The organism is Streptomyces sp. PsTaAH-124 (assembly GCF_000373685.1).
In the GTDB taxonomy this organism is placed as follows: domain Bacteria; phylum Actinomycetota; class Actinomycetes; order Streptomycetales; family Streptomycetaceae; genus Streptomyces; species Streptomyces andamanensis.
Genome location: NZ_KB892177.1, coordinates 1 through 13,444 on the forward strand (window position 1 = coordinate 1; position 13,444 = coordinate 13,444).

The window sequence follows — 13,444 nt, forward strand, 5'->3', positions numbered from 1 at the left end:
GGTCGGGGTGACCTCGGCGCCCCAGCGGTCGGTGCCCGGGGCCAGCTCGCGCATCGGCGTCCACGGCCCCGGCCGGCCCGCCGGATCGCACAGCACCACGTTCGCCGCCACCGCGTCGTGCCCCTCACCGAACACGGTGGCGGTCACCTGGAAGGACTCCCCGGTCACCGCCTTGGCGGGCCTGCGGCCGTGCTGGACGACCGGCCGCACGTCGAGGACGGGGATCCGTCCGACGGCGGTGGGCGCGACGTCCGGTGCGGCCTTCGGTGTGGCCTTCGGTGTGGCCTTCGGGGCGGCCGGTGGCGGGGGCGCGGCCTCCTCCGGGACGGCCGCGACGGCCGGATCCTCCGGGGCCGCCTGAGCCGACTGGGCCGACTGGGCCGACTGTTCCGCGGGGGCGGGCGGGCTCGCCGCGCGGGGGCGCCGGGTGCCTTTCCTGCCGCCTGCCGGGGATGGTGCCGGGTGCTGCTGCCTGCTGGGCATGACCGCTCCTGTCCGCATCAACGAGGGTGTGGGCGGATGTGCGTGGGGGAGGTGGGTCCTGCGGGGTCCGTCTTCCGGGTGTACCGGAAGAGTGTCGGTGTACCGCAGGAGCCTTCCCACCCCCTTCGGGTGAGCAATCCGGGACTTTGTTAACTACCCGCGCGTATGTCCACACACAAAGTTGGCCTTGTCTTGAGCCACCCGGCGGCGTCGAGCGCGGCGGCATCCGTACGGTCACCGGTACGGTGCTGTGTGACGGGGCGCACAGTGCCGTGCGTCCTGGCGGCGAAGCGCACCGTGCCGTGCGTCCATCAGCGAACGCGCCGAGGTGGAATGTGAAGGCGATCCGTCGGTTCACCGTCCGTCCCGTTCTCCCCGAACCCCTACGACCGCTCAGCGAGCTGGCCCGCAATCTGCGCTGGTCATGGCATGCGGAGACGCGCGACCTCTTCCAGTCCGCCGACCCGGAGCACTGGGCCTCCTGCGGCGGCGACCCGGTCCGCCTGCTGGGCTGTGTGCCCCCGGCCCGGCTGGCGGAGCTGGCCGTCGACCGGCGCTTCCTGCGCCGCCTGACCGCCGCCGCCGACGACCTGCGCGACTACCTGACCGGCGAGCGCTGGTACCAGGCGCAGCCCGCGGGACTGCCCGCCGGCATCGCCTACTTCTCCCCCGAGTTCGGCATCACCGCGGCCCTGCCGCAGTACTCCGGCGGCCTCGGCATCCTCGCGGGCGACCACCTCAAGGCCGCCAGTGACCTGGGCGTACCCCTGATCGGGGTCGGGCTGCTGTACCGGCACGGCTACTTCCGGCAGTCCCTGTCCCGGGACGGCTGGCAGCAGGAGCACTACCCGGTCCTCGACCCCAACGAGCTGCCCGTCACCCAGCTCCGCGAGGCCGACGGCAGCCCCGCCAGGGTCTCGCTCGCCCTGCCCCGCGGCAAGGCCCTGCACGCCCGGATCTGGCTGGCCCAGGTTGGCCGGATCCCGCTGCTCCTGCTCGACTCCGACGTCGAGGAGAACGACCTCGGCGAGCGCCAGGTGACCGACCGGCTGTACGGAGGGGGCAGCGAGCACCGTCTGCTCCAGGAGATGCTGCTGGGTATAGGAGGGGTGCGTGCGGTGCGGACGTACTGCCGCCTCACCGGGCATCCCGGGCCGGAGGTGTTCCACACCAACGAGGGGCACGCGGGCTTCCTCGGTCTGGAGCGGATCGCGGAGCTGGACGACCAGGGCCTAGACTTCGACGCGGCCCTGGAGGCGGTGCGCGCGGGCACGGTCTTCACCACCCACACGCCTGTCCCGGCCGGCATCGACCGCTTCGACCGGGAGCTGGTCGCCCGGCACTTCGGGCCCGACGCCGAACTGCCCCGCATCGACGTCGAACGCGTCCTCGGGCTGGGCATGGAGACCTACCCGGGCGGCGAGCCCAACCTGTTCAACATGGCGGTGATGGGGCTCAGGCTCGCCCAGCGCGCCAACGGGGTGTCCCTGCTGCACGGGCAGGTCAGCCGGGAGATGTTCGCCGGTCTCTGGCCGGGCTTCGGGCCCGAGGAGGTGCCGATCACCTCGGTCACCAACGGGGTGCACGCCCCGACCTGGGTGGCGCCCGAGGTGTTCCGGCTCGGCGCCCGGCAGATCGGTGCCCAGCGGGCCGAGGACGCGCTGTCCGTGGGCGGCTCCGACCGCTGGGACTCGGTGGCCGACATCCCCGACGAGGACATCTGGGAGCTGCGCCGCGAGCTGCGCGAGCAACTGGTGGGCGAGGTGCGCCACCGGGTGGCGGCGGCCTGGCGGCAGCGCGGCGCGGGCCCGGCCGAGCTGGGCTGGGTCGACGGCGTACTGGATCCCGAGGTGCTGACCATCGGCTTCGCGCGCCGGGTCCCCTCGTACAAGCGGCTCACGCTGATGCTGCGTGACCGGGACCGGCTGATGGATCTGCTGCTGCATCCCGAGCGGCCGGTGCAGATCGTGGTCGCGGGCAAGGCGCACCCGGCGGACGACGGCGGCAAGCGGCTCATCCAGGAGCTGGTGCGCTTCGCCGACGACCCGCGGGTGCGGCACCGGATCGTGTTCCTGCCGGACTACGGCATGGCGATGGCGCAGAAGCTGTACCACGGCTGCGACGTCTGGCTGAACAATCCGCTGCGCCCGCTGGAGGCGTGCGGCACCTCCGGGATGAAGGCCGCGCTCAACGGCTGCCTCAACCTGTCGGTGCTGGACGGCTGGTGGGACGAGTGGTACCAGAGCGACTTCGGCTGGGCCATCCCCACCGCGGACGGCGGGGCGCCGCTGCCCGCGACGGTGGGGGAGGAGGCCGACCACCGCGACGAGGTCGAGGCCGCCGCGCTGTACGAGCTGCTGGAGCGGCGCATCGCGCCCCGCTTCTACGAGCGCGGCCGGGCCGGGCTGCCCGACCGCTGGATCGAGATGGTCCGCCGGACGCTGACCCTGCTGGGGCCGAAGGTGCTGGCCGGACGCATGGTCCGGGAGTACGTCGAGCGGCTGTACACCCCGGCCGCGCACGCGCACCGCGCCCTGGACGCTTCGGCGGCGCGCGAGCTGGCGGCCTGGAAGGCGCGGGTGCGGGCGGGCTGGCACGAGGTGAGCGTCGACCATGTGGAGACGTCCTGCCCGCCGGCCGAGCGCACCGGGCGGTCCGCGTCCACGGCCACCGCGGAGCTGGGCGCGACCCTGGGGCTGCGGGTGCGGGTCGGCCTCGGGTCCCTCGGTCCCGAGGACGTGCAGGTGCAGGCGGTGTCCGGGCGGGTCGACGAGGAGGACCGCATCACGGACCCGTCCGTGGCCGCGCTGAAACCGGCGGGCGCCCCCGACGCGGACGGCCGCTGGGTCTACGAGGGCCCGCTCTCGCTCGACCGCACCGGCCCCTACGGCTACACCGTCCGGATCCTCCCGGACCACCGCCTGCTCGCCTCGCCCGCCGAACTCGGCCTGGTCACGGTGCCCCCGCAGGACGCGGGCGGCGACGGGGCGGGGGTGCTGCTGCGCTGACGGCGCGGGCGGAACGGGCCGGCCGGCGCGGGCCGGTGGTCAGACGGTCAGGCGGTCAGGCGGTCAGGTGCCGTCCTCCAGGCCGGCGCACAGGCGGCGCAGCACGGTGCCGCAGCGGCGGGCGTAGGCGTGCTGGAAGCCGCGGGTGGCCGGGCCGCCCGCGCGGGCGTACCACCTGGCGGGGCGGCTGAAGGCGGTCACGGTCAGCCAGACCGTGCCGTCGCCGGTGCGGTCGACGACGAAGGACTCCTCGCCGCTCTCGGGGTGGCCGGGCAGGGTGCCGTACGCCCATCCGGCCCGGCGCGGTTCCTCGGTGGTCCAGACCACCCGGCAGGGGGCCTTGATCAGCCCGGCGAGGGTGACGGTGACCTCGGCGCCGGGGGCGGCGCGTTCGGCGGTGCTGTCGATGCCCACTCCGGCGGCGCGGTGCAGCTCCCAGGTGAGCACGGCCTCGGCGGCCCGCCGGAACACCTCCTCGCCCTCGCCGATGCGGGTGCGCACGTGCAGCGGGCGGAAGCCGGGCGGGCAGTGGCCCTGTTCGCGGGTCGCACCGACCTCCTCGTAGGTGAAGTCCTGGGGAGCCATGGGATCCAAGGGTAGGGCGGCACCCGGGAGACGCGAGTCCCGGGTGCCGCCCGTGGTGTCGTGGGGCCGGTGGGTCAGTTGACGTTGACCCCGGACCAGGCCGCCCCGACCGCCGCGTACTCGGCGCTGGAGGCGCCGTACAGGGCCGACGCCGCGTTCAGCGTCGCCGTGCGGGCGGCCTTGTAGTTGGTGGTCGACGTCATGTACGTGGTGAGCGCCTTGTACCAGATCTGGAGGGCCTTGTCCCGGCCGATGCCGGTGACCTTGGCGCCGTTGGACGTCGGCGAGTTGTAGCTGACGCCGTTGATCGTCTTGGCGCCGCTGCCCTCGCTCAGCAGGTAGAAGAAGTGGTTGGCGACGCCGGAGGAGTAGTGCACGTCCTTGTTGCCGACGGTGGAGGACCAGTAGTCCGCCGAGGCGCCGTCCTTGCTGGGCTTGTCCATGTAGCGCAGCGGGGATCCGTCCCCGTTGATGTCGATCTTCTCGCCGATCAGGTAGTCGCCCTTGTCGGCGGCGTTGTTGGCGAACCACTCGACGCCGGTGCCGAAGATGTCGGAGGTCGCCTCGTTCAGACCGCCCGACTCGCCGCTGTAGTTGAGCCCGGCGGTGTTGGAGGTGACGCCGTGGCTCATCTCGTGTCCGGCGACGTCCAGCGCGGTCAGCGGGTGGGTGTTGCCCGAGCCGTCGCCGTACGTCATGCAGAAGCAGCTGTCGTCCCAGAAGGCGTTGACGTAGTTGCTGCCGTAGTGGACGCGGGAGTAGGCGCCCTGGCCGTTGTTCTTGATGCCGTTGCGGCCGAAGGTGCTCTTGTAGAAGTCCCAGGTCTCCTGCGCGCCGTAGGCGGCGTCGGCCGCGGCCGTCTGGTCGGAGGAGGAGCTGGAGGCGGTGCCGGTGCCCCACACGTCGTCGGCGTCGGTGAAGAGCGTGCCGGTGCCGGACGTCTTGCGGGCCAGGTTGTACGTCTTGTGACCGCCGCGCGAGCCGTCGGTCAGCTGGTACGTGGAGCCGGACTTGGTGGTGGTCAGGGTCACCTGGCCCGAGTACAGCGTCTTGCCGGTGCCGGTCTCGATGCCCTGGTACTCGTAGAGCTTCTTGCCGGTGGCGGCGTCGGTGATGACGTGCAGCTGGTTCGGGGTGCCGTCGTCCTGGAGGCCGCCGACGACCGTCTCGTAGGCGAGGACGGGCGTGCCGTTGCCCGCCCAGATCACCTTGCGCGGGGCCTGGTCGGCGGTGGTCTGCGCCGAACCGGCCTCCTTGGCGAGGCCCACGGCCTGCTGCTCGGCCTTGGCCGCGGCGACCTTCGGTGTGAGCGAGGCGACCTTGAGGGCCGCGTTGTTGGCCTTGGTGACGCCTTCGGTGGCACCGGACTTCGCGGTGTGCACGATCAGGTCGCCGCCGAGGACCGGCAGGCCCGCGTAGGTGCGCTCGTAGCGGGTGTGGACCGTGCCGTCGGCGTCCTTGACGACGTCCTTGACGACCAGCTTCTCCTGGGCGCCGAGACCTATCTGCCGGGCGGTGCCGGACGCGTCGGCCTGCGCCTGCTGGAGCAGGGCGGTGCGGGCGGAGGCGGTGAGCGCGGTGGGGGCCGCGGCCGGGGTGACCGGGGACTGCGCCGAGGCGCTGGTGGTCACGGCGGTGCTGAGCAGGGCTCCGGCGGCGACGGCGGTGGCGACGGCCAGCGTGGTGCGCTTGTGACGCATGAGGCGGGGGGTCACGCGAGCTCCTTATGTGGGGGAGCCCGGCCGGCGTGGGGGTGCCGGCCGGACGGAAGGTCGGTTGCTGTGCTCGTGCGGCGGGTGCAGAGAGAGTGACATCAAGGGCGCGTACATGTCAGGACCCCGAGGTGATGTTGGCCGAAAAATGACTGTCCGATTCGTGTTTCGACCATGTGAACGGACGCCGCCCCGGGTGCTTCGTCTCCGGAACGGCGCCCTGCCCTCGGGGAGTCCGGGCCCGGTGGGGGACCGCAGTGCCCCACCGGGTGGCGCCTCGCCCGGCTCTACGGGAAGGTCAGCTTCCAGCCGTCGATGTACCCGGTGTCGCCGGGACCCTTGTCCTGGACGCGCAGCTTCCAGGTGCCGTTGGCCGCCACCGAGGACGCGTTGACCGTGTAGGTCTGGTGCACGTCCGGGGTCGAGTCGTAGCCGCTGTTCTTCAGCCGGGCCGTCGCGCCGTTCGGGGCGACCAGGTCGATCTGGAGGTCACCGCTCCAGGAGTGCACGATGTCCACCGAGACCTGGAGGTTGGACGGCGCGTTGCCGGTCCGCCCGGAGACCGTGATGGACGAGGTGACCGCCGCACCGTAGTCCGGGATGTTCACGTCCGCGGTGTTCTCGAACGAGGAGCCGCCTCCGGGCGGGTCGCCGCCGCCGGGGCGCGAACCGACCGCGACGCCCGCCCAGGCGTCCTGCACGGCCTTGTACTCGGTGCTGGAGGCGCCGTACAGCTCACCGGCCGCCGCGAGCGTCCCGGTGCGGGCCGAGGCGTAGTTGGTGGTCGAGGTGAACTTGGTGGTCAGCGCCCGGTACCAGATCTGGAGGGCCTTGTCCCGGCCGATGCCGGTGACCGGCAGCCCGTCCGCGGTGGGCGAGTCGTAGTTGACGCCGTTGATCGTCTTGGCGCCGCTGCCCTCGCTCAGCAGGTAGAAGAAGTGATTGGCGATGCCGGACGAGTAGTGCACGTCCTTGTTGCCCACGCCCGAGTACCAGGAGTCGGCGGAGGCGCCGTCCTTGCTGGGCTTGTCCATGTAGCGCAGCGGGGTGCCGTCGCCGTTGATGTCGATCTTCTCGCCGAGGAGGTAGTCGCCCTTGTCGGTGGCGTTGTTGGCGTACCACTCGACGCCGGTGCCGAAGATGTCGGAGGTCGCCTCGTTCAGACCGCCCGACTCACCGCTGTAGTTGAGGCCGGCCGTGTTGGAGGTGACGCCGTGGCTCATCTCGTGCCCGGCGACGTCCAGTTCGGTCAGCGGGTCGTTGTTGCCCGCGCCGTCGCCGTACGTCATGCAGAAGCAGCTGTCGTCCCAGAACGCGTTCACGTACGCGTTGCCGTAGTGGACGCGGGAGTACGCGGCCTGGCCGTTGTTCTTGATGCCGTTGCGGCCGAAGGTGTCCTTGTAGAAGTCCCACGTCATGGCGGCGCCGTAGTGGGCGTCGGCGGCGGCGGTGGCCGCGTTCGACGTCGTGCCGTTGCCCCAGGTGTCGTTGGACTGGGAGAACAGCGTGCCGGTGCCGGACGAACCGTGGTTCAGGTTGTACGTCTTGTGGCCGCCGCGCGCCCCGTCGGTCAGCGTGTACGTCGAGCCCGACTGGGTCGTCGTCAGCGAGACCTGGCCGCTGTACTGGGTGTTGCCGACACCGGTCTCGACGCCCTGGTACCGGAACAGCTCCTTGCCCGTGCTCGCGTCGGTGATGACGTGCAGCTGGTTCGGGGTCCCGTCGTCCTGGAAGCCGCCGATCACCGTCTCGTAGGCCAGCACCGGCTTGCCGGTGGCCGCCCAGATCACCTTGCGGGAGGACTGGTCCACCGACGCCTTGCTGCTGCCCAGCGCCTTGGCCCGCTGCACCGCGTGCTGCTCGACGGCCGCCTTCGCCACCTTCGGGGTGAGGCTCGCGACCTTCACCGCCGCGTTCGTCGCCTTGAGCACCCGCTCGGTCTTCCCCGAGGCCGCGCTGTCGACGATCAGGTCGCCGCCGAGGACCGGCAGGCCCGCGTAGGTGCGCTCGTAGCGGGTGTGGACCGTGCCGTCGGCGTCCTTGACGACGTCCTTGACGGCCAGCTTCTCCTGGGCGCCCAGGCCCAGGTCCTTGGCGGTGCGGGCCTTGGCGCCGTCCGCGTCCCGGATCAGCTCGGCGCGCTGCGAGGCGGTGAGCTGCACGGCGACGTGCGCCGGGGAGAGCTTGACCGCGTGCGGCGTCGGCGCGGCGCTCGCGGCGCCGGACTGGACGGCGGTGGCGACGAGCGCGGCGACACCGGCCAGGGCGATGCCCGCGGCCCGGCGGTGGGTGATGTGGGAGGTGCGTCTGCGAGAGCTGCTGCTACTCAACACTGACTCCTTCTGCGTGGCCACGGGTCGCGCGGCCAGGGGGGAGGTCCGGACACGCGGTGAGCCGTCCGGGCAGAACTGCGGAGAACGCGGAACCAGGTGCGACGTGCGAGGTGCGGGCCGCGCCACCGTCGTGAAGAAGTGGGGGGTGCTGTGGGGTGACGGTGAACGGCCGAGGGGAAGATTGGCAGGAGTGGCCGTGGCTTGTCAGGAGCGCGTCATTAAGTTGGCTGGAAAACGTTCGTTGTCCGGAAGTTCATGTTCGGTATACGGACCGGACGCCGGACGGACGGCACGGCGGGAGCAGGCCGGGCCCGGACGGGGCCGACCTGGGCCGATCAGTGCCTCAGGAGGCAGGGGCGGTGTCGGCCGGGCCGCTCGGGGCCGGTGCGTCCCCGGTCATACGGCGGGCCGCCACCGGAGTCATCCACAGCCGGACGGTCCGGTCACCGGCCCCGGTGGCGAGAAGGGTGCCGTCGGGGGAGAACGCGAGCGCGTAGACCGCGCCCTGATGCCCCGTGAGGGGCCGGCCCACGGACCGGCCGGTCGCCGGGTCCCACAGCCGTGCCGTGCCGTCGCGGCCGCCGGTGGCCAGCAGGGTGCCGTCCGGGGAGAACGCCACCGCGAAGACCGCGCCCGGGTGGTGCAGCGGCTCACCGGCCGGCTCGTGGGTGACCGGGTCCCACAGCCGGACCGTGGTGTCCCGGCCGCCGGTGGCGAGAAGGGCGCCGTCCGGGGAGAACGCGACCGTGACGACGGCCCCCTGATGGCGCAGCGGCTCTCCCTCCGGGGCGCCGGTGGCGGGGTCCCACAGCCGGACCGTGGTGTCGCGGGAGACGGTCGCCAGCAGGGTGCCGTCGGGCGAGAACGCCAGCGCGTGCACAGCGTCCCGGTGTCCGGTCAGGGGCTCGCCCACCGGCTCGTGGGTGACCGGGTCCCACAGCCGGACCGCGCCGTCCTCGCAGGCCACGGCCAGCAGGGCGCCGTCCGGTGAGAAGGCCACCGCGCGCACCGTCCCGTGGCGCCCGGTGAGCGGCGGTCCGGTCACCGCGTGCGTGGCCGGGTCCCACAACCGGACCAGCGTGCCGGGGCCCCCGGCGGCCAGGAGGCGGCCGTCGGGCGAGAACGCCAGCGCGGTCGTGGCGTCCTGACGGCCGGTCGGCAGCCTGGCCAGCGACACGTGGGTGACCGGATCCCACAGGTTCACCCAGCCGTCCCGGCTGCTGGTGGCCAGCAGGGCTTCGCCGGGGGAGAACGCCACCGCGACGACCAGATCGCTCGCCTCCAGCGGGGGCAGTCCCATGAGGTGGCCCCGCCCGATGGTGTGCGCGACGGCCCGCAGGGCGAGGCATCCGCCGCCCGGGGCGGGAGAGCGGCCGGTCTCCGGGGCGGGATGGCCGGAGGGGGGCGCGGTCCCGGCGGGGGTGGCCGTGGGCAGCGGTTCGTGGTTGCCCCGGGGCTGGGCGCCGGTGGGCGGCCGGGTCGAGGTGGGAGGCCCGGGGGCGTCGGGTGGCCCGGGGTCGGCGGGGTGCGTGCGGGGCGGCGGCGGGTCCGCGGGGCCCGCGGGGTCCGTGGGGTCTGCGGGGTATGCGGGGGCCATGGGGTCCGCGGGGTCCGCGGTGGCGGCCGTACGGGCGCTCGCGGCGCGGTGGCTCCTGCGGGCCGCCCGCGCCTGGGTGAGGGCCACCCACCGCTCGTGCCACGGATCCAGTTCGGCCGCCCCGTAGGCCGGCGGCGCGCACTCCTTGCCGTACCGGTCCCAGGACATCAGCGCCCGGACGAGCCAGACCAGCTTGTTCAGCCCGGTGTAGCCGCCGTTGAACAGGGTGCTCTGCGTGGCGGGCGGCAGGGAGGCGCGCTCGTCGGCGAAGAGCTGCGCGGCCCGCCTCTCGATGGTCCGCAGGGACGGGTCGCCCGCCCGCACCTTCAGCTCCCGCAGCAGCCGGGACTGCTCGCGCAGCAGCTCCTCGACGGTCTCCGTGCCCGGGTCCGCGCGGGTGCCCGCGTCCCCGGCCGGGTGCGGCTCGTGACGCCCGGCCGCATGCGGCTCGTGGCCCCTGTCCGCGTGCGCCTCATGTGTGTGTTCCATGACCGCCGTCCCCCCGGCATCGCGTCGTGACGAGCCAGGTTAGAGGAGCCGGGCCGTACGGCACCGAATCCGGCGGAACATTTCCGAACGGCGCGGGACGGTGGTACGCGTACGCCGTGCGCCGCCGCCGTACGGCGGTGCGGGCCCGTCGGCCGGGCTTCTCCGGACTTGTTCGGTCCGCCGCCCCGACGGCCTGGTGGGCGGCACAGTCGGACCATGACCACGACTCGGACACCCCAGCCCGCCGGTTCCTCCCCGGAGCAGCCCCCGGCCCCGCCGTTCCTCTCCCTGCACACCACCGTCGTCCTGCTCGCGGCGGTCGTCATCGGACTCGTCATGGGCTTCCTCACCGCCCGCACCGGCGCCCCGGTGGCCGCCGCGGTCCTCGCCGGACTGACCAGTTCCGGCGCGAGCGTGCCCGTGCTGCGCGGCCTCATCCGGTGACAGGGCGGGCTCTGCCCCTCCCGCACGCGCGAGCGCCCGCCGGTTTTGCCGGCGGGCGCTCGCACGGGGTGCTCCGGGCGCGGTCAGTCGTCGGCGCCGGTGTACAGGACCGCGAACAGCCCCTGGACGCGGGTGCCGTCCGGCTGCTGCCAGGGGCCCCCGGCATGGCCGACGGCGGTCGGCGGGCGGAGTGGAGCGCCGTCCGGGGCCGGGCTCAGCGCGCGGACCAGCCGGAGCACCGTGCCCCCGGGCGCGGTCAGTTCGGTGGCCTCCGGGGTGTCGGTGACCGCCGGGAAGACGGCGGCGGCCGGGGCCGGGCCCGTGTACGAGCGGACGATCTCGTGGTCCGGGGTGTCGCTGACACGCTGCGCCTGCGCCGGGGCCGTGCCCTCGATCAGCGCGGCCAGCCGGGCGGCCAGCACCGGGTCGTGGCAGCCGTCGTAGGCCCAGCGCCTGCCCAGCACCCCGTGCTCCATGGTGCCGACCAGCGCGTGCCCGGCGCCGTCGAGCGGGGCGCCGCGGTAGGTGAGGGGCACCAGATAGGAGGCCGGGCGCGGGCCGGAGGTGTCGTTGACGACGAGGAACTCGATGCCGACCTCGCCGCTCGGGTCGTCCAGGCGGAAACCGCCCGCGTTGCTCAGCTCCGGCCGCGGGGCGCCGCCGTACCACGGGCGCGAGGGCAGCCAGGCGGTGAGCAGTTCGAGCTTGGTGGGCTCAAGGGTGGTGCGGTGGATGACGGCCATGCCGGGGATTCTCCTGCGTCGGGGTCGAGGGACGGGCCCTGGGTGCGCGATCTTCCCCAGCCTCGCATCAACGGCCCGCGCCGTCCGCAGTTTCCGTCCGCAGCGCACCGGCCACCAGGCCCCGCAGCTCCGCGGGCGACACCTGCCCGCCGTGCACCAGCCGGTCGAAGACCAGGCCGTCCACACAGGTCAGCAGGGTGACCGTACGGGCATCCGCGGCCGTCCCCGGGACGCCGTGCGCGGTCAGGACGGCGCGTACGGCCTCCCGTGCCGTGTTCTCGCGCGGGGTGAGGATCTCGCGCAGCTCGGGGTGGTGCACGCTCTCGATCGCGCACGCGTAGCGGGCCAGCGAGCGCTGCCGCCCCTCGCCCGTCAGGCGCTGCGCGGTGAGCGCGGCGAGGCCCGCCACCAGGTCCTCCGCGTCGCGCGGCACCGGCGCCCGCCGCGCCGCCTCCTCCAGCTCCGCCTGGTCGAGGGCGACCAGGCGCCGGACCAGGGCGGTGAGCAGGGCGCGGCGCGTGCGGTAGTAGGCGGAGGTGGTGCCGGACGGCAGTCCGGCCGCGCGGTCGACGGCGCGGTGGGTGAGGCCGCGCATGCCGTGGGCGGCCAGCACGCCGACGGCCGCGTCGGCGAGGGCGGTGCGCCGGTCGGTACGTGGGAGGGGGCGGCCGGTGGGGTGGGCCGCGGGGTGGTCGGCTGGCTGGTCGGTGGGCTCGGGCACCCCCTCTTTCTACACCTGTAGAGGGCGGGAGTACGCTTCTTCTACAGATGTAGAAGCCCGGCGACGGGCGTGCGCCACGGGAGAACACGGGAGAAGGGGACCGGCATGGGCGGCAGCGCGGTGGTGGTGGGCGGGGGCATCGGCGGACTGGCCGCGGCGATCGGCCTGCGCGCGGTCGGCTGGGAGGTGGTGGTCGCCGAACGCGCCCCGGTCCTCGCCGACGTGGGCGCGGGCATCTCCCTGCACGCCAACGGCATGCGTGCCCTGGACGCCCTCGGCGCGGGCGAGGCCGTACGCGCCGCCGCCCGGCCCCAGTACACCGGCGGCACCCGCGCTCCCGGCGGCCGCTGGCTGGCCCGGATGGACGGCACCGTCCTCGAACGCGAGCTGGGCACGCCCCTCGTCGGCATCCCGCGCGCCGACCTGCACCGCGCCCTGCGCGCCGCGCTGCCCGAGGGGTGCCTGCGCACCGGCGCCGAGGTGCGGTCCGTCGACGACAGCGACGGCGGGCGGGTGCGGGTGCTCCTGGCCGGGGACGGCGGCGAAAGCGCCACCGCCACCGCCAGCAGCACTGTCACCGGCACGGAAGACGTGCTCGACGCCGATCTGGTCGTCGCCGCAGACGGCGTGGGCAGCCGGCTGCGCCACCGCCTCTTCCCGGACCACCCCGGCCCCGCCTACAGCGGCTCGACCGTGCTGCGCGCCGTCACCGCACACCCGGTGGAGCTGCGCACCGACTTCGCGCTCACCTGGGGCCGGGGAGCCGAGTTCGGGCACATCGCCTTCCGTGACGGGCGCGCGGAATGGCACGCGGTGCTCAACGCGCCGCCCGGTGTGCGCCCCGCCGACCCGCTCGCCGCGCTGCGCCACCGCTTCGCCGACTGGCACGAGCCCGTCCCGGCGCTGCTGGCCGCCACCCGGCCCGAGGCCGTACTGCACCACGACATCCACGAACTCACGGTCCCGCTGCCCGCCTTCACCGCGGGCCGCGTCGCCCTGCTCGGCGACGCCGCCCACGCCATGACCCCGCACCTGGGCCAGGGCGCCTGCCAGGCCCTGGAGGACGCGGTCACCCTCGCCGCCGCGCTCGCCGCGGAGCCGTCCACCGCCCAGGCGCTGGCCCGCTACGACGCCGAGCGCCGCCCGCGCAGCCAGGCCGTGGCCCTCGCCGCCCGCCGGGCCGGCCGGATGGGGCAGCGGCTGGCCCACCCGGCGGCCGTCGCCCTGCGCAACGCCGCCCTCCGGCTGGCCCCCGACACCGTCACGATGCGGGCCGTCCTCCGGCACGCCGACTGGACCCCGCCCGAGCTGCCCTGACCGGGGCCCGGC

General features: G+C 74.1%; 10 protein-coding genes. 3 read left to right on the forward strand and 7 right to left on the reverse strand.

What is annotated here, in order from left to right:
* On the reverse strand, nucleotides 1-483 hold a 483-nt coding region (locus B086_RS45565), incomplete at its 3' end, for a maltotransferase domain-containing protein (RefSeq protein WP_037873794.1).
* Between the two features lie 335 nt (nucleotides 484-818).
* Here B086_RS45565 and B086_RS0121860 point away from each other — a divergent pair.
* Entirely contained in the window at nucleotides 819-3,491 is a 2,673-nt protein-coding gene (locus tag B086_RS0121860; protein ID WP_018568561.1) for a glycosyltransferase family 1 protein, read from the forward strand.
* 63 nt (nucleotides 3,492-3,554) lie between these two features.
* On the opposite strand, the gene B086_RS0121865 is transcribed toward B086_RS0121860, so the two are convergent.
* From B086_RS0121865 to B086_RS45950, 4 genes are all read right to left on the reverse strand, one after another.
* Nucleotides 3,555-4,076, reverse strand: coding sequence for a DUF1990 family protein (locus B086_RS0121865; protein ID WP_018568562.1), 522 nt, complete (start codon nucleotides 4,074-4,076; stop codon nucleotides 3,555-3,557).
* A gap of 74 nt (nucleotides 4,077-4,150) precedes the next feature.
* Entirely contained in the window at nucleotides 4,151-5,791 is a 1,641-nt protein-coding gene (locus tag B086_RS0121870) for a M4 family metallopeptidase (RefSeq protein ID WP_018568563.1), read from the reverse strand.
* Between the two features lie 284 nt (nucleotides 5,792-6,075).
* The gene (locus B086_RS0121875; protein WP_018568564.1) at nucleotides 6,076-8,118 is read right to left on the reverse strand and encodes a M4 family metallopeptidase; all 2,043 of its coding nucleotides are present in this window, start codon (nucleotides 8,116-8,118) and stop codon (nucleotides 6,076-6,078) included.
* Nucleotides 8,119-8,464: 346 nt separating this feature from the next.
* Nucleotides 8,465-10,207 carry a WD40 repeat domain-containing protein gene (locus B086_RS45950; RefSeq protein WP_018568565.1) on the reverse strand — a complete coding sequence of 581 codons (1,743 nt, stop codon included), beginning with the start codon at nucleotides 10,205-10,207 and terminating at the stop codon, nucleotides 8,465-8,467.
* A 216-nt stretch (nucleotides 10,208-10,423) separates the two neighbouring features.
* On the opposite strand from B086_RS45950, the gene B086_RS0121885 reads away from it, so the two are divergent.
* Entirely contained in the window at nucleotides 10,424-10,651 is a 228-nt protein-coding gene (locus B086_RS0121885) for a hypothetical protein (protein WP_018568566.1), read from the forward strand.
* An 83-nt stretch (nucleotides 10,652-10,734) separates the two neighbouring features.
* Here B086_RS0121885 and B086_RS0121890 read toward each other — a convergent pair whose 3' ends face one another.
* Together B086_RS0121890 and B086_RS0121895 are read right to left on the reverse strand one after the other, a co-directional pair.
* Entirely contained in the window at nucleotides 10,735-11,394 is a 660-nt protein-coding gene (locus B086_RS0121890) for a maltokinase N-terminal cap-like domain-containing protein (RefSeq protein WP_018568567.1), read from the reverse strand.
* Between the two features lie 67 nt (nucleotides 11,395-11,461).
* Nucleotides 11,462-12,007 carry a TetR/AcrR family transcriptional regulator gene (locus tag B086_RS0121895; protein ID WP_051115894.1) on the reverse strand — a complete coding sequence of 182 codons (546 nt, stop codon included), beginning with the start codon at nucleotides 12,005-12,007 and terminating at the stop codon, nucleotides 11,462-11,464.
* Nucleotides 12,008-12,220: 213 nt separating this feature from the next.
* On the opposite strand from B086_RS0121895, the gene B086_RS0121900 reads away from it, so the two are divergent.
* Complete coding sequence (locus tag B086_RS0121900; RefSeq protein WP_018568569.1) at nucleotides 12,221-13,432, forward strand: FAD-dependent monooxygenase; 1,212 nt, start codon at nucleotides 12,221-12,223, stop codon at nucleotides 13,430-13,432.
* Nucleotides 13,433-13,444 lie beyond the last annotated feature (12 nt).